At 34.4% G+C, this 24,567-nt stretch carries 20 protein-coding genes; 15 read left to right on the forward strand and 5 right to left on the reverse strand.

Annotated features, from left to right (window positions below):
• Nucleotides 1–231: 231 nt before the first annotated feature.
• The 5 genes from GWR14_RS17020 to GWR14_RS17040 form a co-directional block, all read right to left on the reverse strand.
• Entirely contained in the window at nt 232–1,818 is a 1,587-nt protein-coding gene (locus GWR14_RS17020; RefSeq protein ID WP_163410277.1) for a DUF5123 domain-containing protein, read from the reverse strand.
• Nucleotides 1,819–1,848: 30 nt separating this feature from the next.
• Nucleotides 1,849–3,870, reverse strand: coding sequence for a RagB/SusD family nutrient uptake outer membrane protein (locus tag GWR14_RS17025; protein WP_163410278.1), 2,022 nt, complete (start codon nt 3,868–3,870; stop codon nt 1,849–1,851).
• A gap of 11 nt (nt 3,871–3,881) precedes the next feature.
• A complete protein-coding gene (locus GWR14_RS17030; protein WP_223150980.1) occupies nt 3,882–7,232 on the reverse strand; it encodes a SusC/RagA family TonB-linked outer membrane protein in 3,351 nt (1,116 codons plus the stop codon).
• 116 nt (nt 7,233–7,348) lie between these two features.
• Complete coding sequence (locus GWR14_RS17035; protein WP_163410279.1) at nt 7,349–9,880, reverse strand: glycoside hydrolase family 95 protein; 2,532 nt, start codon at nt 9,878–9,880, stop codon at nt 7,349–7,351.
• A 576-nt stretch (nt 9,881–10,456) separates the two neighbouring features.
• Complete coding sequence (locus tag GWR14_RS17040) at nt 10,457–10,705, reverse strand: hypothetical protein (protein WP_163410280.1); 249 nt, start codon at nt 10,703–10,705, stop codon at nt 10,457–10,459.
• Nucleotides 10,706–11,122: 417 nt separating this feature from the next.
• Between GWR14_RS17040 and GWR14_RS17045 the strand changes: the two genes are divergently transcribed.
• From GWR14_RS17045 to GWR14_RS17115, 15 genes are all read left to right on the forward strand, one after another.
• Entirely contained in the window at nt 11,123–11,302 is a 180-nt protein-coding gene (locus tag GWR14_RS17045; RefSeq protein ID WP_163410281.1) for a DUF3606 domain-containing protein, read from the forward strand.
• 257 nt (nt 11,303–11,559) lie between these two features.
• Entirely contained in the window at nt 11,560–11,988 is a 429-nt protein-coding gene (locus tag GWR14_RS17050; protein WP_163410282.1) for an NUDIX domain-containing protein, read from the forward strand.
• Nucleotides 11,989–12,165: 177 nt separating this feature from the next.
• Complete coding sequence (locus GWR14_RS17055; protein WP_163410283.1) at nt 12,166–12,531, forward strand: hypothetical protein; 366 nt, start codon at nt 12,166–12,168, stop codon at nt 12,529–12,531.
• 20 nt (nt 12,532–12,551) lie between these two features.
• Nucleotides 12,552–13,970, forward strand: coding sequence for an aminotransferase-like domain-containing protein (locus GWR14_RS17060; protein ID WP_163410284.1), 1,419 nt, complete (start codon nt 12,552–12,554; stop codon nt 13,968–13,970).
• Nucleotides 13,971–13,978: 8 nt separating this feature from the next.
• A complete protein-coding gene (locus tag GWR14_RS17065) occupies nt 13,979–14,458 on the forward strand; it encodes a GNAT family N-acetyltransferase (RefSeq protein WP_163410285.1) in 480 nt (159 codons plus the stop codon).
• Between the two features lie 151 nt (nt 14,459–14,609).
• Entirely contained in the window at nt 14,610–15,842 is a 1,233-nt protein-coding gene (locus GWR14_RS17070) for a hypothetical protein (RefSeq protein WP_163410286.1), read from the forward strand.
• A 16-nt stretch (nt 15,843–15,858) separates the two neighbouring features.
• Complete coding sequence (locus GWR14_RS17075) at nt 15,859–16,653, forward strand: hypothetical protein (RefSeq protein ID WP_163410287.1); 795 nt, start codon at nt 15,859–15,861, stop codon at nt 16,651–16,653.
• Nucleotides 16,650–17,168 (forward strand): endonuclease V, encoded by a 519-nt coding sequence (locus GWR14_RS17080; protein ID WP_246236341.1) that lies wholly within the window; start codon nt 16,650–16,652, stop codon nt 17,166–17,168. Before GWR14_RS17075 ends, GWR14_RS17080 begins: the two co-directional genes overlap by 4 nt.
• 195 nt (nt 17,169–17,363) lie before the next feature.
• The gene (locus tag GWR14_RS17085; RefSeq protein ID WP_163410288.1) at nt 17,364–17,885 is read left to right on the forward strand and encodes an RNA polymerase sigma factor; all 522 of its coding nucleotides are present in this window, start codon (nt 17,364–17,366) and stop codon (nt 17,883–17,885) included.
• 46 nt (nt 17,886–17,931) lie between these two features.
• On the forward strand, nt 17,932–18,141 hold the full coding sequence (locus tag GWR14_RS17090) for a hypothetical protein (RefSeq protein WP_163410289.1): 210 nt from the start codon (nt 17,932–17,934) through the stop codon (nt 18,139–18,141).
• A gap of 11 nt (nt 18,142–18,152) precedes the next feature.
• Complete coding sequence (locus tag GWR14_RS17095) at nt 18,153–18,995, forward strand: FecR family protein (RefSeq protein WP_163410290.1); 843 nt, start codon at nt 18,153–18,155, stop codon at nt 18,993–18,995.
• Between the two features lie 98 nt (nt 18,996–19,093).
• On the forward strand, nt 19,094–21,712 hold the full coding sequence (locus GWR14_RS17100) for a TonB-dependent receptor (protein WP_163410291.1): 2,619 nt from the start codon (nt 19,094–19,096) through the stop codon (nt 21,710–21,712).
• Between the two features lie 4 nt (nt 21,713–21,716).
• A complete protein-coding gene (locus tag GWR14_RS17105; RefSeq protein ID WP_163410292.1) occupies nt 21,717–22,556 on the forward strand; it encodes a DUF4249 domain-containing protein in 840 nt (279 codons plus the stop codon).
• A 288-nt stretch (nt 22,557–22,844) separates the two neighbouring features.
• The gene (locus tag GWR14_RS17110; protein WP_163410293.1) at nt 22,845–23,342 is read left to right on the forward strand and encodes a DNA-deoxyinosine glycosylase; all 498 of its coding nucleotides are present in this window, start codon (nt 22,845–22,847) and stop codon (nt 23,340–23,342) included.
• A gap of 548 nt (nt 23,343–23,890) precedes the next feature.
• On the forward strand, nt 23,891–24,493 hold the full coding sequence (locus GWR14_RS17115) for an SET domain-containing protein (RefSeq protein WP_163410294.1): 603 nt from the start codon (nt 23,891–23,893) through the stop codon (nt 24,491–24,493).
• The last annotated feature ends 74 nt before the right edge of the window (nt 24,494–24,567 follow it).

The raw sequence follows: 24,567 nt of genomic DNA on the forward strand, positions 1-24,567 counted from the left end.
CAAACATTTTGTTTAAAAAACCAATTAACCACTAAAAACTTAAATAAACATTTTATGAAGATCTATCAAAATGATTAATCAGACACCTTTTAATTAATTCAAAACCTAGCCACAAATTTTATACCACCAAATCTTTAAATTTAACTTTTCGTTAAAAAAATCAAAAGAGAGAATTCAATTGAATCCCCTCTTTCAATCAAACACTAAATATAAACTATATTTTTACATCAATTAAAACCAACGCGGATCACCTGCAACTCCGGCACCTGCAAAACCAATACCCGGCTTGATATGGAAATCACCAATAAGAGGATCTACAAAGAAATCTGCTATAGCAAGCGGAACCTCTGTAATTCCGGTTAAAGGTCTTGTGCCGATGGTCAGATCTTTTGTTTTGTAATTGCTGTTGTATGTAATACTGATATTGCTGTAAGTACCACTTGTACTATTTAAAGCCATACCGCCGTTTGGACCGGCTATGATACAATTCTGAATAGAAACCTGTACCGGATTATTGTTATCAAAATTCCAAAGATGCCCCATTCCGATAGTAGTATTCACGCAAGTGATATTTTTGAAATTGATGCTTGTTTTTACACGAACATCTGCAAAACGAGTACTGATTTCAGTAAGCGTACAATTCGAAACATTAATCGATTTTACCGTACTTCCTGCTGCTACATTCAGTACACCATAACCTCCTGTCTGAGAAATAAGGCAATTATTTACATTAATATTATTCACAGTACTTACGCCGCTAACCCTAACAATAGAATTGAGTCTGGTAATATTACATCCTTCTATCTGAATGTCGTTTACTGTTTTAGTCCCTAAATCAATAAAGAAACTATCTGCAGAATTAGTAGTCAGGTTTTGTACTATAATATCGTTTACTTTGTCCTGAACCCTAAATCTGACATTCCCTAAACGTGATGGCCCGCTGCTGTTTCTTGACCCCACAAATGCAATATTATTTACTCCTGTTGGAATAGTGATATCACCTCCAATTGTGTAGATTGCCCCTGCTTCAAACTCCACCGTAATATCTTTTGCCCCACCGGCTACAAGCCCCTGCAAAGCGGTGTTAATACTTCCAGCTGTGTCGGTAAGCAAAACTTTATAAGCTGTACTGTTAAACAAACCTGTTGTTTTTACCTCTAAAGTTCCGCGAACATTGGTTTCATTAAAAATTTTAGCTGTGTAATTGGTTCCATTAGCCAGATTATCGATTGTAGCTGTACCAGCAGTTTTTTGTTCCTCAGTTAACACAATATTTTTCACTAATACCGAAGCTGCGTCGTACAAACTGATATTGGTAACTTTGGGCGAAACAATCCAGCCTAAAGTTACACTTGTGGTTGTAGCGACATATCCTTTAAAAATCTGCTCTGCAGGCGTAACAAAATAAACCTGGCTGTATTTGGACTCCTTGCCTGTTTTTTCGTCGATGCTTTTCATTCGGACAGAATACTCAGTAGTTCCGTCAAGATCATCAAAAATTTCCCTGTATTCTACTTTGGCCTGATCTGAAGAATTGGCAAACGGAACTAAATTCGCAGCAGAAAGCTCAACCGTTTTTACAATTTCCTTAAACTCTAAATTATCCTTGCTGAACTCAAAAACATATTTTGTAGCCGAAATTGATTTTGTAAACTTAAGTTCAACAGCCGTAGCCTGAATAGCTGAAGTTTCAAAAACAATAGATTTAAAAAGCCTATCGTAACTGGAATCTATCGGCCAGTCATTATAATCTTTTTCACACCCGGTCATCATTGCAAAAAGCAATAAAACACCGGAAATTGCTAATATTTTTTTCATTATAATTAAAAATTAAATTAATGTCATTTATTAAAACCCGTATGAATTGCTTATTTTGCCTTTAGACTCAAAAATATCCTCATAGTAAATGGCGAAGAAATGTCTGTAGTAACAATTGCCGTTACCCTTTGAGTATTGCGCAAGACTGCTTTGAATTTCAGTTCCGTTTGTAAGTGAACTCAAAAAGCTGGAATAATCATATTCTTTAGCCAGTCCTGTACCCGCCAACAGCGTTTTTACCGGCCAGTCTATATAATTTTTATTTGTACCCGAAACCGGCTTTTGCGCAGATGTTGGAAACCAGGTCACACTTTTATACTCAGGACCCGGACTTGCAGGAAGATTTGTATAATAATTGAGTGAACTCTTGTCGATATATTCAGCATCTTTAAATTTATAATAAACCGTTTTTGGGAAATCTGTTGGCTGATACGTTTTGTCAAAAATCTTTACAGGCTGCTTATTATCAAACATCAGGCAAAGTGTTTTTTTCATTGTTTCTAACCTGTCATACAGCAACCCCCAACGAATTAAATCGTGTTTACGAATGTTTTCACAGCCAAACTCCCAGGCACGTTCGTTTACAATTGCCTCAAAGAAATCAGGATCATACGCCTGAATTTTGGCAGATCCTGTACCAAAAGCTCTTTCACGAACCTTCTCTAATGCCTGTTTTGGAGACATTCCGACAACAGGATTTACAGCCTCAGAACCATTTAGGGCGCTTTCTGCTTCAGCATACATTAAATAAATATCAGAGTAACGCATTAATATCCAGTTAACTCCGGTTGCTATACGGGAATTTGCTGTTTTATGCATTGCCAGATAAGAGCTGGACATCCAATAGATTCTCCATTTTGCAAAATTCACACTCAACGGATCCGTTTTTACACCTTCAACATTGTCTTTTGTATAATTTAACCAGCTTAGCGTAACATCCCTGCGTTTGTCTTCGGGAGTAAATGAATAGAAATAGTAAGCATGAGAGCCCACATAAGTTCCTCCAAAACCTCTCGCACCGTATCTGCTGTTACCGGCTACTTCATATCCCATTAAAGAACCGATATCACCGTTATTACCAAGACCAAATGCTACTTCAAATAAATTTTCGTTGTTTACATTTTGCTGTAAACCACAAACTGTTTTCCATATATTTTCATAGTCCGGATCTAAACGGTGTGGATTTGCAGGGTTTCCAATAATTTCAGCTGTCTGTTGTGAAGCTATCGCATAGTAATCTCTCCAGTTTTTAACCCTTCCGACAAAATAACCTCCTGTTTCCGGAATTGTAGGATGATGTTCTAAATCTTTTCCGGTAAATAAATTTCCGTCACGCAACGACCAGCCACCTGCAAAAAGAGCTACCCTTGCCAAAAGTCCTTTTGCAAAACCTTTAGTAATACGCTCTACAGTTGCATATTCTGCAGATGTTTTTAGCCATGGCAAATAACCTTGTGCTTCTGTTAAATCTTGAACTAAATGTTCATAAATAACATCTCTGTCTACTTTTCCTATATAAACATTTGATAAATCGGATTTTGAAGTTCCTTCTTTAAAAGGCACATCTCCCCAATAACGAACCAATTCGAAATATGCCAGAGATCTCATCACTAACGCTTCTCCTAATAATGGTTTCATTTGAGCAGCCTGACTTTCAAGAATTGGAGAATTTCTGATTCCATCTACAGCAGAGGAAGCCAATTCTGCTAACTGAAATAAAGCCTGCCACTTTGTGGTCTGATTATAAGGATCATCGTAAAAGTTTCCTGCTCCCTGATCGCTCGTTGTAGAGTTGTAAGCTGTTGCCGTAAATCCCTGATTACTTTCAATATCTGAAAACCCCTGCCAGTTAACCGATAACTTTTGTCCGTAGATATAACTGTCAGTCATTTTACCGTACATCCCCATTATAGCTGCTTTAGCCATTGATGATGTTTTAAAAACGGTTTCTGAACTCAGTTTGGAAGGCGATGTAGTGTCTAAAAAATCATCTGCACAGGAAACGCATGTCAGTAGAAAAATAAAGCCTGAATAATATAATAGTTTTTTCATTTTTTTTAAATTTAGAATGTTACATTAACTCCAAAAAGGAATGTTTTTGCCTTTGGATAAGCAGACCAGTCAACTCCCGGTGTTAATGGTGTTGTACGGATACCGTCTACTTCAGGATCCTGGCCTGAGTACTTTGTCCAAATCATTAAATTATTACCTGTAAAATAGCAGCGAACGTTTTGTACGAAACCATTTTTTGTAATGCTTTCGGGTAATGTGTAACCAAGCGTTAAGCTTCCAAATCGTAAAAATGAGCCGTCTTCAATTGCCCAATCCGTTAAAATAGTTGAGTTCGAAAGAGGATGCCATAAGGTTTTACCCTGATTTATTTCCTGCAGCAATTCCGGATTTGCATTTTGACCAAACATAATATTGTAACCCGTAGCCGGATCAATTGTTGTAAATCGGTTTTGGATGCTCATTTCAGCACTCATATTCTGGTATCTCTTAGAACCACTGAAAGTTGTGTTATCAATTTTGTTAGCATTATAAATATCATTACCATAAGACCAATTGAACATTGCTGATAAATCGAAACCTTTGTAAGCAGTGCTTATAGAGAAACCTCCGGTATGTTTAGGCTGAGCCCTTCCGATAACTTTTCTGTCTTTATCAGGTGAAATTACATTAGTACCATCATCTGTTAATTTCTTTAACTTGATATGTCCCGGTCCAAAATAATTTCCTGAAGTTGTAATAACCTTAGAAGCATCAGCTACTCCTGGGTTCAAAATCCATTTCTTTTGTACATCATCAAAGGTAAAATCGTCAAAGGTGTAATATCCGTCAGAAACATATCCATACATTAATCCAACCGGCTGTCCTACAATGGCTCTGAAATCGTCTCTTCCCACAGCAGGTGCCCAGTTAGAAGCTGCAATCATTTCGCTGGAACCGTCTAATTCTTTCACAACATTATTATTAAATGCTATATTAAAACTGGCTGAAAGCAGAAACTTATCATTTTTGATAATATCTCCTGATGCTGTAATTTCTAGTCCTTTGTTGGAAGTTCTTCCGATATTCTGATACTGTGTGTCATACCCTGAGTTTGAAGGTAAAGCCACTCCCAGGATCAAATCTTTAGTATCGTTTTTATAGGCATCCACAGTTAATCGTAAACGCTGGTTAAAGAAACCCAAGTCAAGCCCTATATCTGAAGATATGGTGGTTTCCCATGTTAACTTTTCATTTTTTAATACGTTTGATGTAACAAGGGCACTTTGAGGCTGATCGTTTAAATAATATAAATTTTTAGCCGATGTCTGAAAACCATACTCCTGTCTCCAGTAAGACCCTACACGTGCATTACCAACTTCTCCGTAACTCAGACGTACTTTGGCATTTGACAACCATTTGCTCGTTGGTTTCATAAATGACTCATCTGATAATCTCCATGCAAAAGCTGCTCCCGGAAAGAATCCCTGACGATTTTCTTCAGAAAATACATTTTTTGAATCTAATCTGGCTGTTAACGTCAAAATGTAGCGCTCGTGGAATGTATAATTAACACGTCCAAATAAAGATGAAGTTCTGGATGGTTCCAATATTGTAGTATAGGTTGGCTGCGGTGTACCGTAATTCCACATCGCCAATACATCTTTTGCCGTAAAATCTACCGGATAAAATTTCGACTCGCTACGCATTTCTTCACCTTCGGAATTATACATTTCCTGTCCGGCCATTATATCGAATTTGTGAATATTATTGTTGAAATCGGCATTATACGAAACCGTATTTTGAATTGTCCACAGATATCCTTTAAAATCAGTACGTCTGGCTACCGGCTGTCCCCCATTGGCACTTGCTTCTCCGGTTTTGTTCAGCCAGATATTATCCGTGTAATCTCTGTTGGCTCCATAGCTTCCTTTAGACGAGACGGTTAATCCTTTTACAGGTTTCCAGATTATACCAGCGTTAATTGTGGCATTAAACCTGTTCTGTTCTTTGTATTCATTTGTAATATTATAAACCGGATCGTTTAATGTACTTAATGCTTCTGCTGAAGTAATATCGTCTGCACCGCCTAATGCATTCCCCGGCTGACTGGTTAAACTATAAACCGGAGCATATTTGATTCCGTCTCTCAGTTTACTTCCGTTAGAAACACTTGGTCCGGTAATAACGGTATTTGAAATTCTGGTATTGAAATCAAATGTTAGTTTCGTACTTATTTTTTTATTCAGGCTGACACTTAAATAATCTCTTTTATAAGCTGAATTGAGCATAATGTAATCTTCATCATCGTGAACGTAATTCACCTTATATTTTAAACTGGATTCTCCTCCTGTTATACCAATATCAAAGTGTTTTTGAACTCCGGTATTACCGTATAGTTTTTCTTGCCAGTCAGTACCTTTTTTAGATTTATAGATATCAATATCGTCCCATGAACCATACATACTGTAAAAAGAAGTTCCCGTAGCACTTACGCCCGGATCCAGCTCTTTTTGAAAATATACAAAGTCATAAGGTGATAAAACTTCTGTTAGGTTGTAGGTGTTTTTGATACCGGTATAGGCATTCATATTGATTTCTGTCTTGCCTGTTTTTCCGGATTTGGTCGTAATCAGAATAACACCGTTTGCTCCCTGAGCACCATAAATCGCAGTTGAAGATGCATCTTTAAGTACATCAATTGATTCAATGTCGCTTGGTGCAATATCATTGATGTTATTTACCTGAAAACCGTCAACAATATACAGAGGAGAGTTGTCCTGCGTTATAGATCCGCCTCCTCTTACACGCACTTTGATTGGTGTATCCGGAGAACCGTCTGCTATAGTTACATTAACCCCGGCAAGACGTCCTGCAATTGCCTGTAAAACTGAAGTTGCCGGTATATCTTTCAGCTCTTCCATACTTACAGAAGCTACAGATCCTGTTAAATCTTTTCGCTTTGCGGTACCATATCCAATTACAACAACTTCATTCAGGTCGTTTAACGCCTCTTTCATGATGACATTCAGGGTCAATTTGCCGTCAACTGTAATTTCCTGTGTTTGCATTCCAATAAAAGAAAATACCAAAACAGATTTAAGAGGTACTTTATCCATTTTAAAATTTCCGTCAAAATCACTTACAATTCCTATTTTCGGACCTTTTATCATAATAGAAACACCCGGTATTCCTATTCCTTTGTCATCGGTCACCTTTCCTGAAATAGTGATTTCTTTTTCCTGAAAAGTTGTAAAATCTGATTTATATCCAAAATTTAAATCAATTTCTTTGGATTTTAGATTTTTTGCCTCCTTTGCAAAAAGCGAAAGCGAAAGCATTAAATAAATTAATAACGTAATTTGAGTTTTCTTTTTAACTCCGATAACTGAGTCAAAATTTTCTCCTGATAACTTTTTTTTCATACATTTTGGTTGGTTTGGTTAGTTAGTTTAAAATGGCATTATTGAACACAGATTTCAGTTGTATCACTTGAAAACTGTGTTTTTAAGTATTTCACATATACTTATTTTCATCATATTTATTCTGCTATATTGAATGTATACTGCTTTCCTTTTTCTGTAGTAACATCATATTCAAAGACTTTAGGAACATTAACTCCTTTGAAAACAGCTGCTGAAGAAATTACCGGATTTGCAATTGGCTGTGATTTAAAAAGGATATTAGAATTCACCCCTTTTGCTTCCTGAACCGAATTTCCCTGTAACTTAGAATAACTTCTTAGCCGAAGATTTCCTCCAATATTTGATTTTATGGTAACCGATTTTAGCTTTCCGTTCGTCCATTGCATATTTTCGATTTCAAAACCGCCGCGGGCTTTTAAACCGGAAATCGATCCATTTACCCACGCATCAGGCAATGCCGGCAGCAATGCCACGGCCCCATCATGACTTTGCAGTAACATTTCGGCTATTCCGGCACTGCAGCCAAAATTTCCATCAATCTGAAATGGCGGATGGGCGTCAAACATATTCGTATAAGTTCCCCCATCCGGGTCTTTGATAGTTGCAGTTGCCGGTTTCAGATTCAGTTGGTTTTTAATCAGTTGGTATGCGTGATTTCCATCCAGATAACGAGCCCACAAGCATACTTTCCATCCCATCGACCATCCACGGCTTGCATCTCCTTTTCCGATGAGTGTATTTCTAGATGCCTCAAAAAGTTCTGGCGTCTTAAATGGTGAAATTTCTCTTCCCGGAAAAGCACCCCACAGATGCGAAATATGACGGTGCGCATCATTCTTTTTATCCCAGTCTTCCAGCCATTCCTGTAACTGCGTATGCTTGCCTACCTGCATTGGAGGTAATTGTGAACGGATCTCTTTTAACTGCTTAGCAAATTCAGTATCTGTTTCTAATATTTCACTGGCATCAATTGTGTTAGATAACAGATCAAAAATCATTTGGTTATCCATTGTAACACCTGCAAAAACATTACATCTTTCTTTCATCACAGTGCCATCAGGTTTTACAACATCATAAGTATGCAAACCCGGAGTATGTTCAGGAGAAATAGATGGTGATGCTACCAGATATCCCGTTTTTTTATCTTTAATTAAAAAATCCTGATAAAACTCGGAGGCACTTTTTAAGATTGGAAACACTTCTTTCAAATAGGTTTTATCCCCAGAAAAAAGGAATTTCTCCCACAAATGCGCAGAAAACCAGGCATTACATGTTGGCCATATTCCGGCGGTCTTATCCACAGCTCCTGTTGATCGCCATAAATCTGTGTTGTGATGCAATGTCCACCCTCTGCTTCCGTACATTTCTGAAGCGGCTTGTTTCCCTGTAACACTTACGTCTTTAATCAACTGAATAAAAGGCTCATGGCATTCGCTCAGATTGGTCACTTCTGCAGGCCAGTAATTCATTTCTACATTAATATTGGTTGTATATTTACTATCCCAGGCAGGATACTGACCCGAATTTGGATTCCATATTCCCTGTAAATTAGCAGGCTGTGTACCCGGCTGCGAAGATGAAATCAATAAATAGCGCCCAAACTGAAAGTACGTTGCAACCAAATCAGGGTCTTCAAAATCTTTAAACTCTGCAATTCGCTGATCTGTAGGTTTATTAATTTGTGGAGACTGTCCTAAATCAAACTGTACCCGGTTAAATTGCTTTTGATAGAATACAATATGATCTTTTTTGGCTTTTTCGTATCCTTTTGAGAATTTCGACAAATACTCTTTGGCACGTTTTTCAGCATCTCCGGATATGTCTTTATAGTTTTTAAAATTAGTAGCAACCGAAACATAGATTAAGGCTACATCAGCATTATTAACTACAATACTGTTCCCTGATCCTTTTTGGATTCCGCCTTTCGCAGCAACTTTGATTTGTGCATTAAAATTTAAAAGGTTTGGAATATTTTCTTCTTTTTCTTTAGTGCATTTTCCGTTGACTACGAGCAGTTTGCTTTGTCCTTCAGGTACTTTTGAAGATACCGTAACCATTTGAGTTTTTAAAGGACCTGCAAAAGAGGCGTTGAAATTTATTGCTCCTTTTTTGTCTGATGTAAGCCTTATGATAACAAGCTGATCTGTAAATGAGGTAAACACTTCTCGTGTGAAGGAAACTCCATCTACTTTATATTTAGTAGTAGCAACAGCCGTTTTTAAATCCAGTTCTCTGTAATAATCAGTACATTTTTCGTGTCCGGGAACCTTTAAAATAAGATTGCCAATAGACTGATATACCTGACCGTGAGAAGTAATTTTCCTGTCGGCTATAATATTATCAAGCGCAGACTTTTGTGCCTCGATATAATTGCCTTCGCTAATATAATTCTGAATTGCTTTTAGGCACTTTTTTGCGTTCGGATTTACATTTTGGTAAGGACTTCCGGACCAGAAAGTATCTTCATTTATTTGAATAGTATCCAGCTGAGGCCCTCCATATACCATTGCTCCTAATCTTCCGTTGCCGAGTGGTAATGCATCTGTCCATGCTGCTGATGGTTTATTATACCAAAGTGTTAGTTTTTTTTGTGCTGATGCATTACAAAATATTGCAATACATATTACTGTCAACAGCCATTTTTTCATTTTAAAATTCAGTTTTTGGATCTTAATTCTTTCGTTTGTTTTTGTATTTGAACAGATTTACCCCGAACCTGAAACCAAAGCTTACATTAATCTAATTACAGGTCCTTTTTTTTATCGATTATTAATTTTTAATCTAAAAAAATTACATAATCAACAATTAAATCTGTTCGCCAAAAGTATTTTATTAAAACAGGAACGATGTTTAAATTTTGTTCATTTACTTTAAAATTTTGTTCAAACACCTTTGTTCATAAGGGCTTAACTACAAATTTTCCAAAATCTGAAGTCCGTCAAAAAATCCTCTTCTTTTTTATCAAAAGAAAAAGACGGATGATGCTATTTAAAAATTGAAGAAAAGTCTCTTCCGAAATTCGAAAGGAAAAATATTTCAGATTGCTTTTTTAGCATAGAAATATTTTAAATAAAAAGAATCAAAAACTGCCGCAAAAAGATTTGAAAAAGGATAGTCTTATAAACTTGAAAAAAGACAAAAAAAAAGCCCTTCGTAAATTTTCGAGGGCTGCTTAAAAGCGGTAATTCTTAAAGTATTTTTTGAACTTATAGAAGACAAATTATTTATTTAAAAATAGTCACAGTATCCATAAGCTGTGCATTACTGATAAATGTATTTATAAAATTCTGGACTTCGACCCTGTTTTCAACAGACGTCTCAAAAGAATTCATATGAAATTCATCATCATAATCATTGATGTGGATTATTTCGGTATATCCATTAGAAATTAAACTGCCTTTTAATTTGATTACATTTAGTTGTTGCTGACCGTTCAACTCTTTTCTGATCTGCAGTTTTATCGCCTTTTCCATATCAGTATTTTTAAATTATAATTGATAGCACTACTACATAAAAGTAGAAAATTAATACACTAAAAAAAATATTTTAACACCAAGACAATCAACATTTTATCAACATTGTTAAATTAATAAAAAACCTGCGAATACCATAATTTTCACCCTCCAAATACAGTTTATAAACAAAAAAACGATTTTTAAAAAGCCTTATAATACTGAAAAATAAACAATTAAAAGTTTTATAAACAAGATAAATCTATTTTAGAAACATCTGTATGAATTAAAACCGGATTTTTTAATGATAAAACATAACCGAATTTCACCAAACCCTGTTTCGGTTATGGCAATTCTGTAACAATTTTTCCGCATTATATAAAATCTATGTGTACGCATCTTATACTTTTGCCCCTTAAACCATTAAACTTCAGAATCATGGACAACAAATTAAAAACAGGAAAGGCTGATGATTTACGAATCGATATCAGCCAAATGTACGAACTGCAATATTGGTCACAAAAACTAAGTGTTACTACGGGAGAATTGAAGCAAGCCGTAAAAGCTGTCGGCTATAATCTTAATGAAGTAACAAAATATCTCACAAAAAACCAGTAACCTACCCATTTTACAAAAAGAATCCCGGGAATCTTAAAACAAAAAGAATCAAATTAGTCTCATAAATAAATCCTGAAAAAGAATGCTGTATTTAAAAAACACGTTCTCTTTCAGGATTTTTACATTGAAGCAAGTTTAAAATATTTATTAAAATTATCAAAATATGCACTCTTTTTTTACACAATCATTTTAAAAAATTATAAAATACACTGTAAATTTGTCTGAAGAATTTGGCAACTGCCAGACTAAAAATGTATATGAAGAATTTGACTGGATTTAATGTAAGAGCTTACGCTATCTGTGAAAATGACTCTAAAATTTTAGCCCTTTATGAGTATCATAAAGGCAAAATTTACTGCAAACTTCCCGGAGGCGGCGTAGAATTTGGCGAAGGGATACTGGACTGTCTTCATAGGGAATTCTTAGAAGAACTGAATGTAAAAATTGAAATCATTGAACATTTATATACTCAGGAACACTTTGTAGAATCAATTATTGATGATGGAAGACAACTGCTTTTAATTTTCTACGTCGTAAAAATTATCAATCCAGAAGACATGATGGTAAACAGCCCAGATATCAACAGATTTGAATGGATTGATTTAGACACAAATCCTTTTGTATTGCCAGTCGATAAAATTGCTTTTAATAAATACAGAGAAAAGTTTGGTTTTATAAAGAACTAATTTCAACCCACCAATTCGTTTATTAAACATTCCTCCCACAGAAAACGTTTTCAAAATCTTTAGCTTTTAAAGATCTTTCCGTACATTTGATATCAATCTGTACCCTTTAAAAAATACTTTTCTGTATCTGTACCTAAACCTGTAACTGATTTAATTTTGCTAAAAAAAGAAACAGTTATGGAATCAGGAACAACAAAGAAAGAATTAAAATTTAGCGAAGTTTATGTGTCTGATATAAAAATCCTGAAAACTATTTTTGATCAGGTCTCAGATATCAATTCTACAGATCAGAAATCTTTTGGAGTCCCTTACCTAATAGCTAAAAAAGGAGATGAAATAATTGCCTTCGCTAGTTTAATTGCAGACCAAAACCATAAAATCAATTTGGGTATTTACGACAACGGAAACCTTGACAATGAAGACAAAAAAGAATTTAGTCAATACTCTTCTGATTTTTTAAAAGAAAAGAAAGAAGCGACTTTTAATAATGCAGAACTGCTGATAAAAAACACAGAACGCATATCTCAATGGCTTAATTTTTAAACGCTTAACCGAAAAGCAAAATGAAGAACAATGAAACATTATATTTAAAGATTGCCAAAATCATTGAAGATCAGATTCATCATGAAACTCTGGTAATGGGAGACAAACTGCCTTCGGTACGCAGTGCGCAGAAGCTTTATAATGTGAGTTTAAATACTATTAAGCAAGCTTATCTGGAATTAGAAAGCCGTTCTCTGATTGAATCACGTCCAAAAACGGGTTATTATGTCAGCAAAAGTGCACTGAGAAGCATGGCGCTTCCAACAATTGCCAATATAAACCATCTTGAATCAAAAAATACGCCCGAGGATTTGATTGATAAAGTTTTCGGTACCATCAATAAATCAGATGTAACGCAATTTGCACTTGGTATTCCGGGCAGTAATTTTCTGCCTATTGCCAAACTGAACAAAGGGATTGCAAATGCTGTCCGTATTCGAAACGATGCCGGAACTGCTTATGAACCTGTCCAAGGCACTGAAGAACTTCGGCGGGCGATTGCAAAATGGGCGCTTGTAATGGAAGGTAAAATTACCGAAGATGACCTTGTGATTACCTCCGGAGCTATGAGTGCTATTTACAATGCTCTCATGGCTACTACATCTCCCGGCGATAGTGTGGCAGTAGAAAGCCCTGCCTATTTTGGAATTCTTCAGGCTATTAAAATGCTGGGATTAAAAGCTGTTGAGATTCCAACTCATCCTTTGTATGGGTTAGATCTTGATGTTTTAAAAAAAGTAATGCCCGAAATTTCGGCCTGCTGCTTTGTGAGCAATTTTAATAATCCAATGGGATTTCAAATGCCTGATGAGAATAAAAGAGAACTCGTCAGAATGATAACAGCCTATAATATTCCGCTTATTGAAGATGATATTTATGGTAATCTGTATTTTGGTACAGAACGTCCTAAACCCTGCAAATTTTATGATGAAGCGGGTTTGGTATTATGGATAGGATCGGTTTCAAAAACACTGGCACCCGGATACAGAGTGGGATGGATTGCTCCCGGAAAATTTAAAGATAAAATCATACGCCAAAAGCTGGTTCAGACAGTCTGTAATTCCTCATTATATTCTGATGTTATTACAGATTTCTTAGAACATGGGCGTTATGACCACCATCTTAGAACATTTCGCAATAAGCTTTATTCGAATTATCTCCAGATAAACCGTGCTGTGGAATCTTATTTTCCGGATAGTACCAAAATATCTCAGCCAAAAGGAGGCTTTATGCTGTGGCTGGAACTCGATGAAAGAATATCGACTACAGATTTACACAACACAGCCTTAGCTCAAAAAATCAATTTTGCACCCGGAAGAATCTTTTCGCAGCACAATCAATACAATAATTGCATGAGACTGACGTATGCGCTGGAATGGAATGAACGTGTAGAAAATGACTTAAAAAAATTAGGGCGATTAGCCAAAAACAGTATATAATTTACAATATGAACAATGATTTAATACAAATAGTAACCTACAATCCCAAATACAAAAAGCCTTTTAAAGACCTGAATATAGAATGGATTTCACATTATTTTGAAATTGAGCCAAGCGATCTTAAAGCCCTGGATCATCCGCAGGAATACATTATAGATAAAGGAGGTGAAATTTTTACTGCAATTTCAAATGATGAAGTTTTGGGTGTCTGTGCACTCGTTAAAAGTGATAATAAAGATTTTGATTACGAATTGGTAAAAATGGCCGTAAGTCCCAAAGCACAAGGAAAAGGAATCGGTTTATTATTAGCCGAATCAGCTATAAAATGGGCGGCTGAAAAAGGAGCTTCAAAAATTTATCTGGAAAGCAGCACCAAACTCAAACCTGCCATTAAATTATACGAAAAACTGGGATTTAAAGAAATAAAAGGCGTGCCTTCTCCTTACAAAAGAGCAGATATTCAGATGCTTCTTACGATTAATTCTTAGGTCTTTATTAAAAGTAAATCCCTTAAACAGACACTGTTTAGGGGATTTACTTTTGGATTTAGAATTAAAAAACAAGTAATTCTTTTCTAAAATGAAATTAGTTATATATTAGCAATTAGAACTAAAACATGAATTTCAAATAAAAAAGAAAATGATAGCACTACCCGGTGAAAACAGCATTTGTAAAGAAAAAAATGTTCTTATTGTATGTAAAAAAAATATAGAAATTACCTCGGAGCTACATTATCTAATTGAAAACTTTTGCGGAATAATTGTTGAAAATCTTTCAGAAATCAAAACTCCTTTAGATGACAAAATAATTTATGCTTGCGGAGATATTGGTCAGCTTCAATGTGATGATATTCCATTGAATGTCATTAAAGAAGTCTCCATAAACTATGAAAACCGTAACGAAAAAAACATTCAGTTTACAACACTTGGAAAAATCCCGGTCGTAATTAGTAATGCCGGTGTTTATTACAGGGATTTATTTAATGACAATGACTATTTCGATGCCATTAAATCAGAGCACGCTTTTCAGCATTTAACAGAATCAAACAAGGGATCCAAAGCGTTAAGAACCGGAATTTATTTAACGGAAATTCAAAAAGAGAAAAACGTAGATAAAAACGACATCTTCCATTTTCGCCTTTTAAGATGTTCCAGTAATTTTACTGGACCAACTGACAATTTCAGGACTACTGATCAAATTATAATAAATACATTAAATAATGCTATTCAATATACTTTCGGGAAGCCAACAAAACTCAATCATGTTCTGGCTCAAATCTATGAGAATAAATTAAAAAACAAAGACAATCCGAAAGAAGTAAAATCTAAAATAAAAGCACACTCTGATAAAACAAAGGATATGCCTAAAGATGGTATTATTGCCTTCTGCACCTTTTATGACAAATCTAATTTCAACCAGCTTACCCCATCAAAAACAGATCGTTATGATTGGTGTTATAAAAAATCAAGCGGATTTACCCGACTTCATTTCAAATTAAAAAGTACGGTTAATGATCCAAATTTAGAGAAAGAATTTAGTGTCACATTATATCCGAATTCGGCTTTTTTAATCCCGCTTTCTACAAACAGATTGTACACACATGAAATTAAACCTTCTGTCTTAAACGTCGATCAAATTCCGATTAGGATGGGCTATGTGGCACGTTGTTCCAATTTAGAAGCTGTTTATATGGACAATCAGACGTTTATTAAAGAAAACGGAGAATTGATTAAACTTGAGCAAATGACTTCAGAAACAATGGTTAATTTAAGAAATACCTATTATGAAGAAAATATTAGTGAAAAGAATGTAGAATATGGAAAAATTCATTTTAGTATGAACTCCGGAGATTATGAAAAACCAATATACTAAATCTGATATATAGATAATGAACAATTCAGGTTTTTATAAAATTTCGCTTTCATTCGAAAACAATTTATTTGATAAATTATCACATTCTGTCAATTTTGAAAATATCACCAAAGGCAGGATTGGGAATCATTTAGTTTATCTAAAAAATGAAACTGTTCCCATTGTCAGAACTACGACTATTTACAACATTCCTGCACATAATTTTTCTTCAATCCATCATCAGATAATAGAAAGTCTTAATACTGAAATTCAAAATTCTTCTTTAGATTATTTGTCGTTTTTAGATTTTAATAATGCTTTAATTGAAGTATATGACAGTAATTATGCAACTATGAAATATCATTCGGACCAAGCTATGGATTTAGAAGCAGATTCTTATATTGGTCTTTTTACCTGCTATGAAAAACCAAATGAATTAACTGAGAAAAACATTCGGAAACTGAAAATCAAAGACAAATTTACTGATGAAGAATTTGATATTCCGCTGACACATAATTCCATTGTTTTGTTTTCATTATTTACGAATACAAAGTATCTGCATAAAATTGTACTGGAATCAATTCCGGGTCAGAAAAAATCGGGCGAAGATAATAAATGGATGGGCATAACTTTTCGAAAATCTAAAACATTCATACAATTTAAAAATAATATGCCTTACTTCCCGGATGGAGAATTGTTGACACTGGCAGATGAGGATGAAAAAAAAGAGTTTTTTAAATTAAGAAGTGAAGAAAACAATAATATGAATTTTGAGTATCCGAAATTAAAATATACTTTGAGTGTAGGTGATACTATAATACCTGAGAGATGATAGAAAATTTTGTGATTTTAGCATTCGATACTTATTATTTTGACGGAAAAGCCAAAACAGTTTGTATCGAATTCAATCAATGGAACCAAAGTGAAAACTATAAAATTCATACTGAAACCATTGAGAATGTTGAAGAATATATCCCTGGAGAATTTTACAGAAGAGAACTGCCATGCATCCTAAGCCTTTTAAATCAAATTGGTTTACAAAAAATTGATGCTATAATTGTTGACGGTTTTGTTTACTTAGATGATAATAAAAAACATGGTCTTGGAGGGTATTTATATGAAAAATTAGGAAAAAACATTCCAATAATTGGTGTTGCCAAAACTAATTTTGCAGCTATCAATAAAGACAAAAAAGCTTTGTTAAGGGGAGACAGTCAAAAACCACTATTTATTACATCAATTGGAATCGATTTAGAAGATGCTTTCGAAAAAATTGAAAGCATGGCTGGTGAATTTAGAATTCCAACTTTACTAAAAGAATTAGACAGGCTGACAAAAGAAATATAGATATAACTTTATCAATATTTATTCTTATCAAATAAAAAACACCAGATTTAATGTAACATTTTCCAGCAATAGCGTCAAAGTATATAATTAAATACGGTTCTTTGCAATTCTATTTTGAAATCAGTCATTTATTAGAATGCAATAATATTCAGCTCAATGAGTTTAGACTAGGTAAAACTAGCTGTGCTATTTGTTATGGACAATAAAAAGTTTATTTTAAGTTTAAAAAAAGGTAATGAAGCGGCCTTCAAAGAGGTTTACTTCAACTACTACGACAAACTGATAAACATTGCCAGACGATTTAATTTCACGGTTCTTACTCCCGAAGACTTTGTGCAGGAAACATTTTTGAGACTTTACAACAAAAGAGAATTACTCAACGAAGATGTTTTGTTTGACAAACAATTGTTTACCATCTGCAAAAACATTATTATCAATCACGTTAACAGAGAAAACAAAATAATTCAGCTTGATCCTGCACAGGTAAGCATTCCTGAAGAACCAGCCGATTCAGGTTTATTTGAAGAAAGACAGGAAAAATTACAAAACTTCATCAGCCAGCTTCCGGAACAGCAGCAAAAAATATTTACTTTACACAAACTGGAAAACCTTAGCTATAAGGAGATTGCAGAAATTACAGATCTTTCTGAAAAGACTATTGCCAATCATATTTATCTCGCCAGTAAATTTATTCGAAAAAAAATCGAAAACCATTAGGAACTTTTCGGTTCTCGTTTGTTATACTTAAAAACGAGAACAAAAAATGCATATTGAAGCGTATAAAACGAATGTCAGAACAAAGAAAGACGCCAGCCTTCTGGTAGCTCTTTTACAATTCATCATTTCTGATTGTATTATAAATTTTGATTTCAAAAAACGGGAAAGAATTCTCAGAATTGAAACCAACAGAGATATTCAGGAAATGGTTTATGGTGTTTTTACGAAACAAGGATTTTATTGTAAAAAACTTTAACCCTGAAAACCATGGATAAAGAAAAACTAAACAACGAATTTGAAAAATTATGGAATGAAACTCCTCTTTCGCATTCAGACAGCAAAAAGGAAGCTTCGTGGGAGCAATTTCATTCTAAAACTTTTGCTGCCGAAAAAAAGAAATTCAAACCCTGGCGTTATTATGCCGCAGCATCTGTTTTGCTTTTTGTGCTGATTGGAACCGGAATTTACTTCAAAGTTCAATCTGATAGTGAGAATGCAGTTCTTGCTGAAAATGTAATTGAAAACACAAGCTCAACAATAAAGTATGTCGTTTTACCAGACAGTTCAAAAGTAGAATTGAGTCCGAATTCTAAAATTATTTACGGGCAAAATTTTGCTTTAAACAGAAAAATTAAAATGAATGGTGAAGCTTATTTTAAGGTTAAAAAAGACAAACAGCATCCCTTTCAGGTTTTCTGCGATGAAACTACTACTACTGTTTTAGGAACTTCTTTTACCGTAAAAGAATTTCAAAACGAAGAAGTAACAGTTGAACTTTACGAAGGAAGCGTTCAGATGAATATAAAAGGCCAGGATCAAAAATGGATACTCAAACCGGGTGACAAATTCACGTACGTAAACCAGTCTGCTTCAGTAACTGAATTTAGCCGTTTTGTAGATTTTGATAATGAAAAACTTTCTACTGTCAGTCAGTATATCGAAGACAATTATGGTTACAAAGTGATTCTTCCAAAAGAGAACCTCAACCAGAAAATTACCATCAGAATTAATAAAAAAGAAAATTTAAAAACAATTTTACAATTAATATCAGAAATGTATAACCTAAACTTTGAACTAAATGAAGATTTAAAACAGATTACTTTTCAATAGAAAAGAAAAAAGGATGCAAGCCGCGAAACTACACATCCTCCTTATAGTCAGAATAACACGAGGTTATTCCAATTAATAAATCAAAAATACAAAATTTCATGAAGCATATAATTTCAGCATGCTTTTTTTTACTCAGTTGGTGTATGTCTGCCCAAAACGTTACCGTAACTGTAGATCAAAATGTAACCTTAAAAGAATTCTTCAAACAGATTGAAAACCAATCTGATTTTAAATTTGCCTTTACAGATCAAATCGATACCAATAAAAAGTATTTCACAAAGAAAACTACTTACAAACAGATTGAAATCGAGAAACTTATCTCTGAATTAAACAAAAATACTGCTGTACAATTTTCAATCGTAGGTCTTAATATTTTTGTGAAACAGAAATCCCAATCTGTAAAAACGACTAAAAAAAAAAGTAAGCTAACCGGACAGGTTTTTGATGATACCAAACAATCCGTTATTGGTGCCAATGTTTATATTCAGGAACTGGAGGTTGGTACCGTAACGGATTCAAACGGAAAATTTAGTCTTGAAATTCCAAACGGAAGTTATACGGTTTCCATTAGTTATATTGGTTTAAAAAATAAGGAGAAACAAATTACAGTTTCTGACGATGTTACGATCACTTTTAATATGGAATCTGACAGCCAGCAATTAGGAGAAGTAATTGTAACCACCAACAAAGCTGCAGATATTAAAACGCCTCAAATGAGTGTTAATAAACTGTCTATGCAGGATGTTAAGAAGATTCCGGCTGCAATGGGAGAGCCGGATCCCTTAAAATCACTATTGACATTGCCTGGTGTTACCAATGCAGGCGAAGCTTCGTCTGGCTTTAATGTCCGCGGAGGCGCAGCAGATCAGAACCTTATTTTACTGGATGGCGCCCCGATTTTTGGAGATTCGCATATGTTTGGTTTTTTCTCTGTTTTTAATGCAGACATGATGAGTGGTTTAGAATTATATAAAGGAGGTATTCCTTCTAAGTTTGGAGGAAGAGTTTCTTCTGTCCTTGATGTAAACCAACAAACAGGAGATCTTGAGAATTATAAGGTAAACGGAGGAATAGGCGTAATCTCAAGTCGTCTTTTGGTGCAGGGACCTATAAAAAAAGGTAAAGGTTCCTTTATAATAGGCGGACGTACTTCTTATGCAAACTTATTTTTAAAATTAGGTGATGTTAATGCCGGCATTGGTTTTTATGATCTAAACGCTAAATTGAATTATCGTCTTGATGCTAACAACACGGTTAGTTTTTCAGGTTATTTTGGACATGATGGTATCCGTTTCAATGATCTGGTAGATATCAAATTTGGAAATACTATGGGAATTTTTAACTGGAAGCATAAATTCTCAGATGAATTAAATAACAACTTATCCGTTTTCTACAGTGATTATAAATTTAACCTGAACCTGAATTTTCAGAAATTCAAATGGAAAAACACTGTTCAAACGTATGGTTTAAAATACAATTGGAATCAGTCCGTTACTCAAAATTTTAAACTAAATTATGGACTTGAGGGGACTTATTATAATTTTAATCCCGGAACAGTTCAGCCCACCAGCTCAGATTCACAATATAATTACCAACAATTGGATAAAAAATATTCTTTAGAATCTGCTGCTTACCTAGACTTTGAACATCAGATTACTGAGAAATTGAATCTCCGATACGGACTTCGTTACAGTTTATTCTATCGTTTAGGAAGCGAGGAAATCAGTACTTATGAAGATGGCCAAGCAGTAGTATACAATCCAAAATACAATATTTATCAGGAAGGTACTCCAACAGGAACCATATCTTATAAAAGCGGTGAAATCATAAGTAAATTTGACAATTTTGAGCCTCGCGCAGCTTTATCATACGCTTTTAGCGAAGATGCATCTGTAAAAGCAAGTTATAACAGAATGGCGCAATACATTCATATGTTATCCAACACGCAATCGCCTTTGCCTATGAATCTCTGGACACCAAGTGGTCCTTTTATGAAACCGCAACTACTGGATCAATATGCAATAGGATATTTTCAAAATATAAAAGATCGTGATTATTCTTTTGAAGGAGAATTGTTTTATAAAAAAATTCAAAACCGTATTGACTATGTAGAAGGCGCCAATTTACTGGCAAACAACAACATAGAACAGGTAATCCTGAGTGGTAAAGCCAGATCGTATGGTATGGAATTATTGTTTAGAAAAAACACTGGTCGATTCAATGGCTGGGTTTCTTATACTTTGTCCAGAGCAGAGCAAAAAACTCCGGGAAGAACTCCTGAAGAACCAGGAATTGCCAACGGTAACTGGTATTTGTCAGGATATGACAAATTACATAGCTTAAGCGCAGTGGCTACTTATGAACGAAGCGCAAAGTGGTCTTATAATGCTAATTTCTCTCTGCAATCGGGACAGCCTGTTACCTATGCTAATGGATATTATGATTTTGGCGGATTAAACGTACCTAATTTTTCATTACGAAACGGAAACCGGCTTCCTCTTTACCACCACTTGGATTTAGCCGCTACTTACACCCCTAAACCAGATAAAAAGAAAGGGTGGCAAAGCTACTGGGTATTTAGCATTTACAATATCTACAACAGAAAAAATGCTGCTTCGATAACATTTGCAACAAATGAGGATACAGGACAAAATGAAACCAAAAAATTATCCATTTACGGATTAGTTCCAGGGGTTTCTTATAACTTTAAATTTTAACAATATGAATAAAACGGCAAAAAATAATTTTAAAAATAAAGTACTAATTTTATGTAGTCTTCTTTTTATTTTATTGTTATCCTCTTGTGAAGAGGTGGTAAATCTTGATCTTGAAACTGGCGAAGCTAAAATAGTAATTGATGCTGAAATCCTTTGGAATAAAGATACAGACGGAAAGGTCCAAACTATAAAAATAAGCAAAATGGCTCCTTATTATAGTACCAGCACACCAAAAGTTTCGGGAGCGCAGGTACGTGTTGAAAACAGTGAAGGTGTAACTTTTACTTTTACAGAAACAGAACCGGGCATTTATGTTTGTAAGGATTTCGTTCCGGTACTAAATATGGATTACACCCTTTTTGTTGAGGTTGAGGGAAAAAGTTTTACAGCCGTAGAAAAAATGATTTCTGTAACACCAATTAAGAGAATAGAACAAGAATACAGACCTGACATATCAGGGCCGGATTTATTGGTGCTCTCCATCTTTTATGATGATCCTGCTGATCAGCAAAATTTTTATCTGTCTTATTTTACAACCGATTTTTTGAAAATTCCTTATACTTTAATGTCTAATGATGATTTGTACAACGGAAACGAAGTAAAAGACGAATTTTCAGATACAGATTTAAAACCGGGAAAAACAGTTCAAATTGTACATCGTGGTATTTCAAAAAATTTTCATGATTATATGAATTTAATTTTTGAAGCATCAAGTGCAAATCCCTTTGGTACAACACCAGGCAATATTAGAGGAAATATTATCAACACTGGAGATACAAAAGATTTTGCGTTAGGATATTTCAGGCTTTGTGAAGCTAATACTGTTACGTATGTTATGAAATAATTTTTTGAAAGAAATTTATTTATATTTTTTAGAAAAGCTTTGGAGTAATCTGAAGCTTTTTTCGTACCTTTAAGTCAGTTTTAAACTATACTAAAAACGATAATCTATAATAAGGTAAATTCAATTTCACTGAACTGTTTTTGGAAAAAACATTGAATCTTATCTTATGCCCTGATTATCGTTTTTTTATGCACCAAAACATCCCGTTTACCATTTTTTATCTTTTTAAGCATCTGTACTTTCTACCGATACTTTATATTATCTTGCTGTTTATTACTTATTTTAATTATGCATAAGAAAGCCTTAGACCCGTTGGTAGACAAGTCAACTAAAATATTAATTTTAGGAACTATGCCCGGGGATCAGTCAATAGCCCATCAGCAATATTATGCAAATAAGGGCAATCGCTTCTGGAAAATTATATTTACCATTTTTGAAGAAGATTTCAGCGACTCTTATGAGAATCGAAAAGCACTTTTAAAAAAACACAGAATTGGATTATGGCACGTACTGGCTTCCTGTGTAAGAGATGGAAGTAGTGACTCTAAAATTAAAAACGAAGAAGCAAACAATTTTGCAAACTTCCATAGTCAATTTCCGGACATCAAACATATTTTTTTCGAAAGTAAAGCTGCAGCACTATTCTATCAAAAACATCTTGATCATCAAAGTGGTATTTCCTATCAAATATTACCATCAACAAGTGGGTTGAATGCCGGAACATCACTCAGCCAAAAAATTGAAATGTGGAAAGTTTTAGCAGAAACAGCACAAACCTTAATTTAAATCCCTGAATAAATTACTAAAAACCTCAGTTCGATTAATACAGCACAGAACTTGTTTACGAATAAATTATACCATTTAATGTTCCTGCAAGGTCTTTTTTGAGACCTTGTAGGTATTTTATCATCAGTATGCATACCTACAAGGTTGAAAAAACCTTGCAGGATATCTAATAAATAACAAATTATTGAATAATCGAACTCGGGTTAAAATAACAATTTGTACTTTTAATTTTCTCCAATTGACTATACGAAAATACCCGGTACTTAACAGACCTGAAAACAATCTAACATAATCATTTATAAACAGATATTCAGCTAAAAGGTTGTAAATTTGTATATGAATTTATTCGGCATTTTACAGAACAGAATATTCTTCAGACATATCATCTTATTCATAATGAGGATTCTTTGAAAAAAAAATACAAAGACAAGAATTTTGCCGGTCGTGACTATTGCGAAAAAATGGATATCAAACTTGTTTTTAATAAACGGAATCATCTTTTTCCCGCAACGGTCTTCAAAAGTGTGAATGCTTAAAATTAGTGTGACATGATACATCCTGATACAGAAATCCGTTTTATAAGTAATGAAAAAGGATATGGTATTGTAGCAACAAAACTTATTCCGAGAGGTACTATTACCTGGGTTCAGGACGATCTGGACCAAATATTTACCCCAACACAGGCTGCAAATGTGAATCCTTACATAAAAAAATACCTGGACACCTACTCTTTTGTAAACAAAAATGGAGAAATGGTATTGTGCTGGGATAACGCAAAATTTGTAAACCATAGCTTCAACCCCAGCTGTTTTAGTACTCCGTATGATTTTGAAATCGCTATCAGGGATATTCTGCCGGGAGAAGAACTTACAGATGATTATGGTTATCTGAATGTCGAAAAACCTTTTCCTGCCATTGATGAAGGTACTGCCAGAAAAGCTGTTTATCCGGATGATATTTTAACTTTTCACAAAGAATGGGATGCTTTGATCAAAGAAAATGCTCCAAAAGTCTTAGAAACAGAACAGCCTTTACTACAACTTATTCCTGAAAAAGTCTGGAACGATTTTGTAAATGGTATCCATAATCCTAATCAGATGAGATCAATACTGGAGTGTCATTACCATCATGGCATTCAGGTAAAAAAATGATAAAAATTTACAAACATCCCGAGCATAATTTCTACATTAAACAGATTCTAAAGTCTAAACATTACATTTTGAAA

The sequence above is a fragment of the Flavobacterium ajazii genome, assembly GCF_010614725.1.
GTDB classification, from domain to species: Bacteria; Bacteroidota; Bacteroidia; order Flavobacteriales; family Flavobacteriaceae; genus Flavobacterium; species Flavobacterium ajazii.

Excerpts from the sequence above, each read along its gene's own strand:
- GWR14_RS17030 (WP_223150980.1), bottom strand. The coding sequence starts at position 7,232 with ATGAAAAAAAAGTTATCAGGAGAAAATTTTGACTCAGTTATCGGAGTT.
- GWR14_RS17110 (WP_163410293.1), top strand. The coding sequence starts at position 22,845 with ATGCATAAGAAAGCCTTAGACCCGTTGGTAGACAAGTCAACTAAAATA.
- GWR14_RS17100 (WP_163410291.1), top strand. The coding sequence starts at position 19,094 with ATGAAGCATATAATTTCAGCATGCTTTTTTTTACTCAGTTGGTGTATG.
- GWR14_RS17050 (WP_163410282.1), top strand. The coding sequence starts at position 11,560 with ATGAAGAATTTGACTGGATTTAATGTAAGAGCTTACGCTATCTGTGAA.
- GWR14_RS17085 (WP_163410288.1), top strand. The coding sequence starts at position 17,364 with ATGGACAATAAAAAGTTTATTTTAAGTTTAAAAAAAGGTAATGAAGCG.
- GWR14_RS17095 (WP_163410290.1), top strand. The coding sequence starts at position 18,153 with ATGGATAAAGAAAAACTAAACAACGAATTTGAAAAATTATGGAATGAA.
- GWR14_RS17060 (WP_163410284.1), top strand. The coding sequence starts at position 12,552 with ATGAAGAACAATGAAACATTATATTTAAAGATTGCCAAAATCATTGAA.
- GWR14_RS17055 (WP_163410283.1), top strand. The coding sequence starts at position 12,166 with ATGGAATCAGGAACAACAAAGAAAGAATTAAAATTTAGCGAAGTTTAT.
- GWR14_RS17035 (WP_163410279.1), bottom strand. The coding sequence starts at position 9,880 with ATGAAAAAATGGCTGTTGACAGTAATATGTATTGCAATATTTTGTAAT.
- GWR14_RS17105 (WP_163410292.1), top strand. The coding sequence starts at position 21,717 with ATGAATAAAACGGCAAAAAATAATTTTAAAAATAAAGTACTAATTTTA.
- GWR14_RS17115 (WP_163410294.1), top strand. The coding sequence starts at position 23,891 with ATGATACATCCTGATACAGAAATCCGTTTTATAAGTAATGAAAAAGGA.
- GWR14_RS17040 (WP_163410280.1), bottom strand. The coding sequence starts at position 10,705 with ATGGAAAAGGCGATAAAACTGCAGATCAGAAAAGAGTTGAACGGTCAG.
- GWR14_RS17080 (WP_246236341.1), top strand. The coding sequence starts at position 16,650 with ATGATAGAAAATTTTGTGATTTTAGCATTCGATACTTATTATTTTGAC.
- GWR14_RS17090 (WP_163410289.1), top strand. The coding sequence starts at position 17,932 with ATGCATATTGAAGCGTATAAAACGAATGTCAGAACAAAGAAAGACGCC.
- GWR14_RS17065 (WP_163410285.1), top strand. The coding sequence starts at position 13,979 with ATGAACAATGATTTAATACAAATAGTAACCTACAATCCCAAATACAAA.
- GWR14_RS17045 (WP_163410281.1), top strand. The coding sequence starts at position 11,123 with ATGGACAACAAATTAAAAACAGGAAAGGCTGATGATTTACGAATCGAT.
- GWR14_RS17025 (WP_163410278.1), bottom strand. The coding sequence starts at position 3,870 with ATGAAAAAACTATTATATTATTCAGGCTTTATTTTTCTACTGACATGC.
- GWR14_RS17020 (WP_163410277.1), bottom strand. The coding sequence starts at position 1,818 with ATGAAAAAAATATTAGCAATTTCCGGTGTTTTATTGCTTTTTGCAATG.
- GWR14_RS17070 (WP_163410286.1), top strand. The coding sequence starts at position 14,610 with ATGATAGCACTACCCGGTGAAAACAGCATTTGTAAAGAAAAAAATGTT.
- GWR14_RS17075 (WP_163410287.1), top strand. The coding sequence starts at position 15,859 with ATGAACAATTCAGGTTTTTATAAAATTTCGCTTTCATTCGAAAACAAT.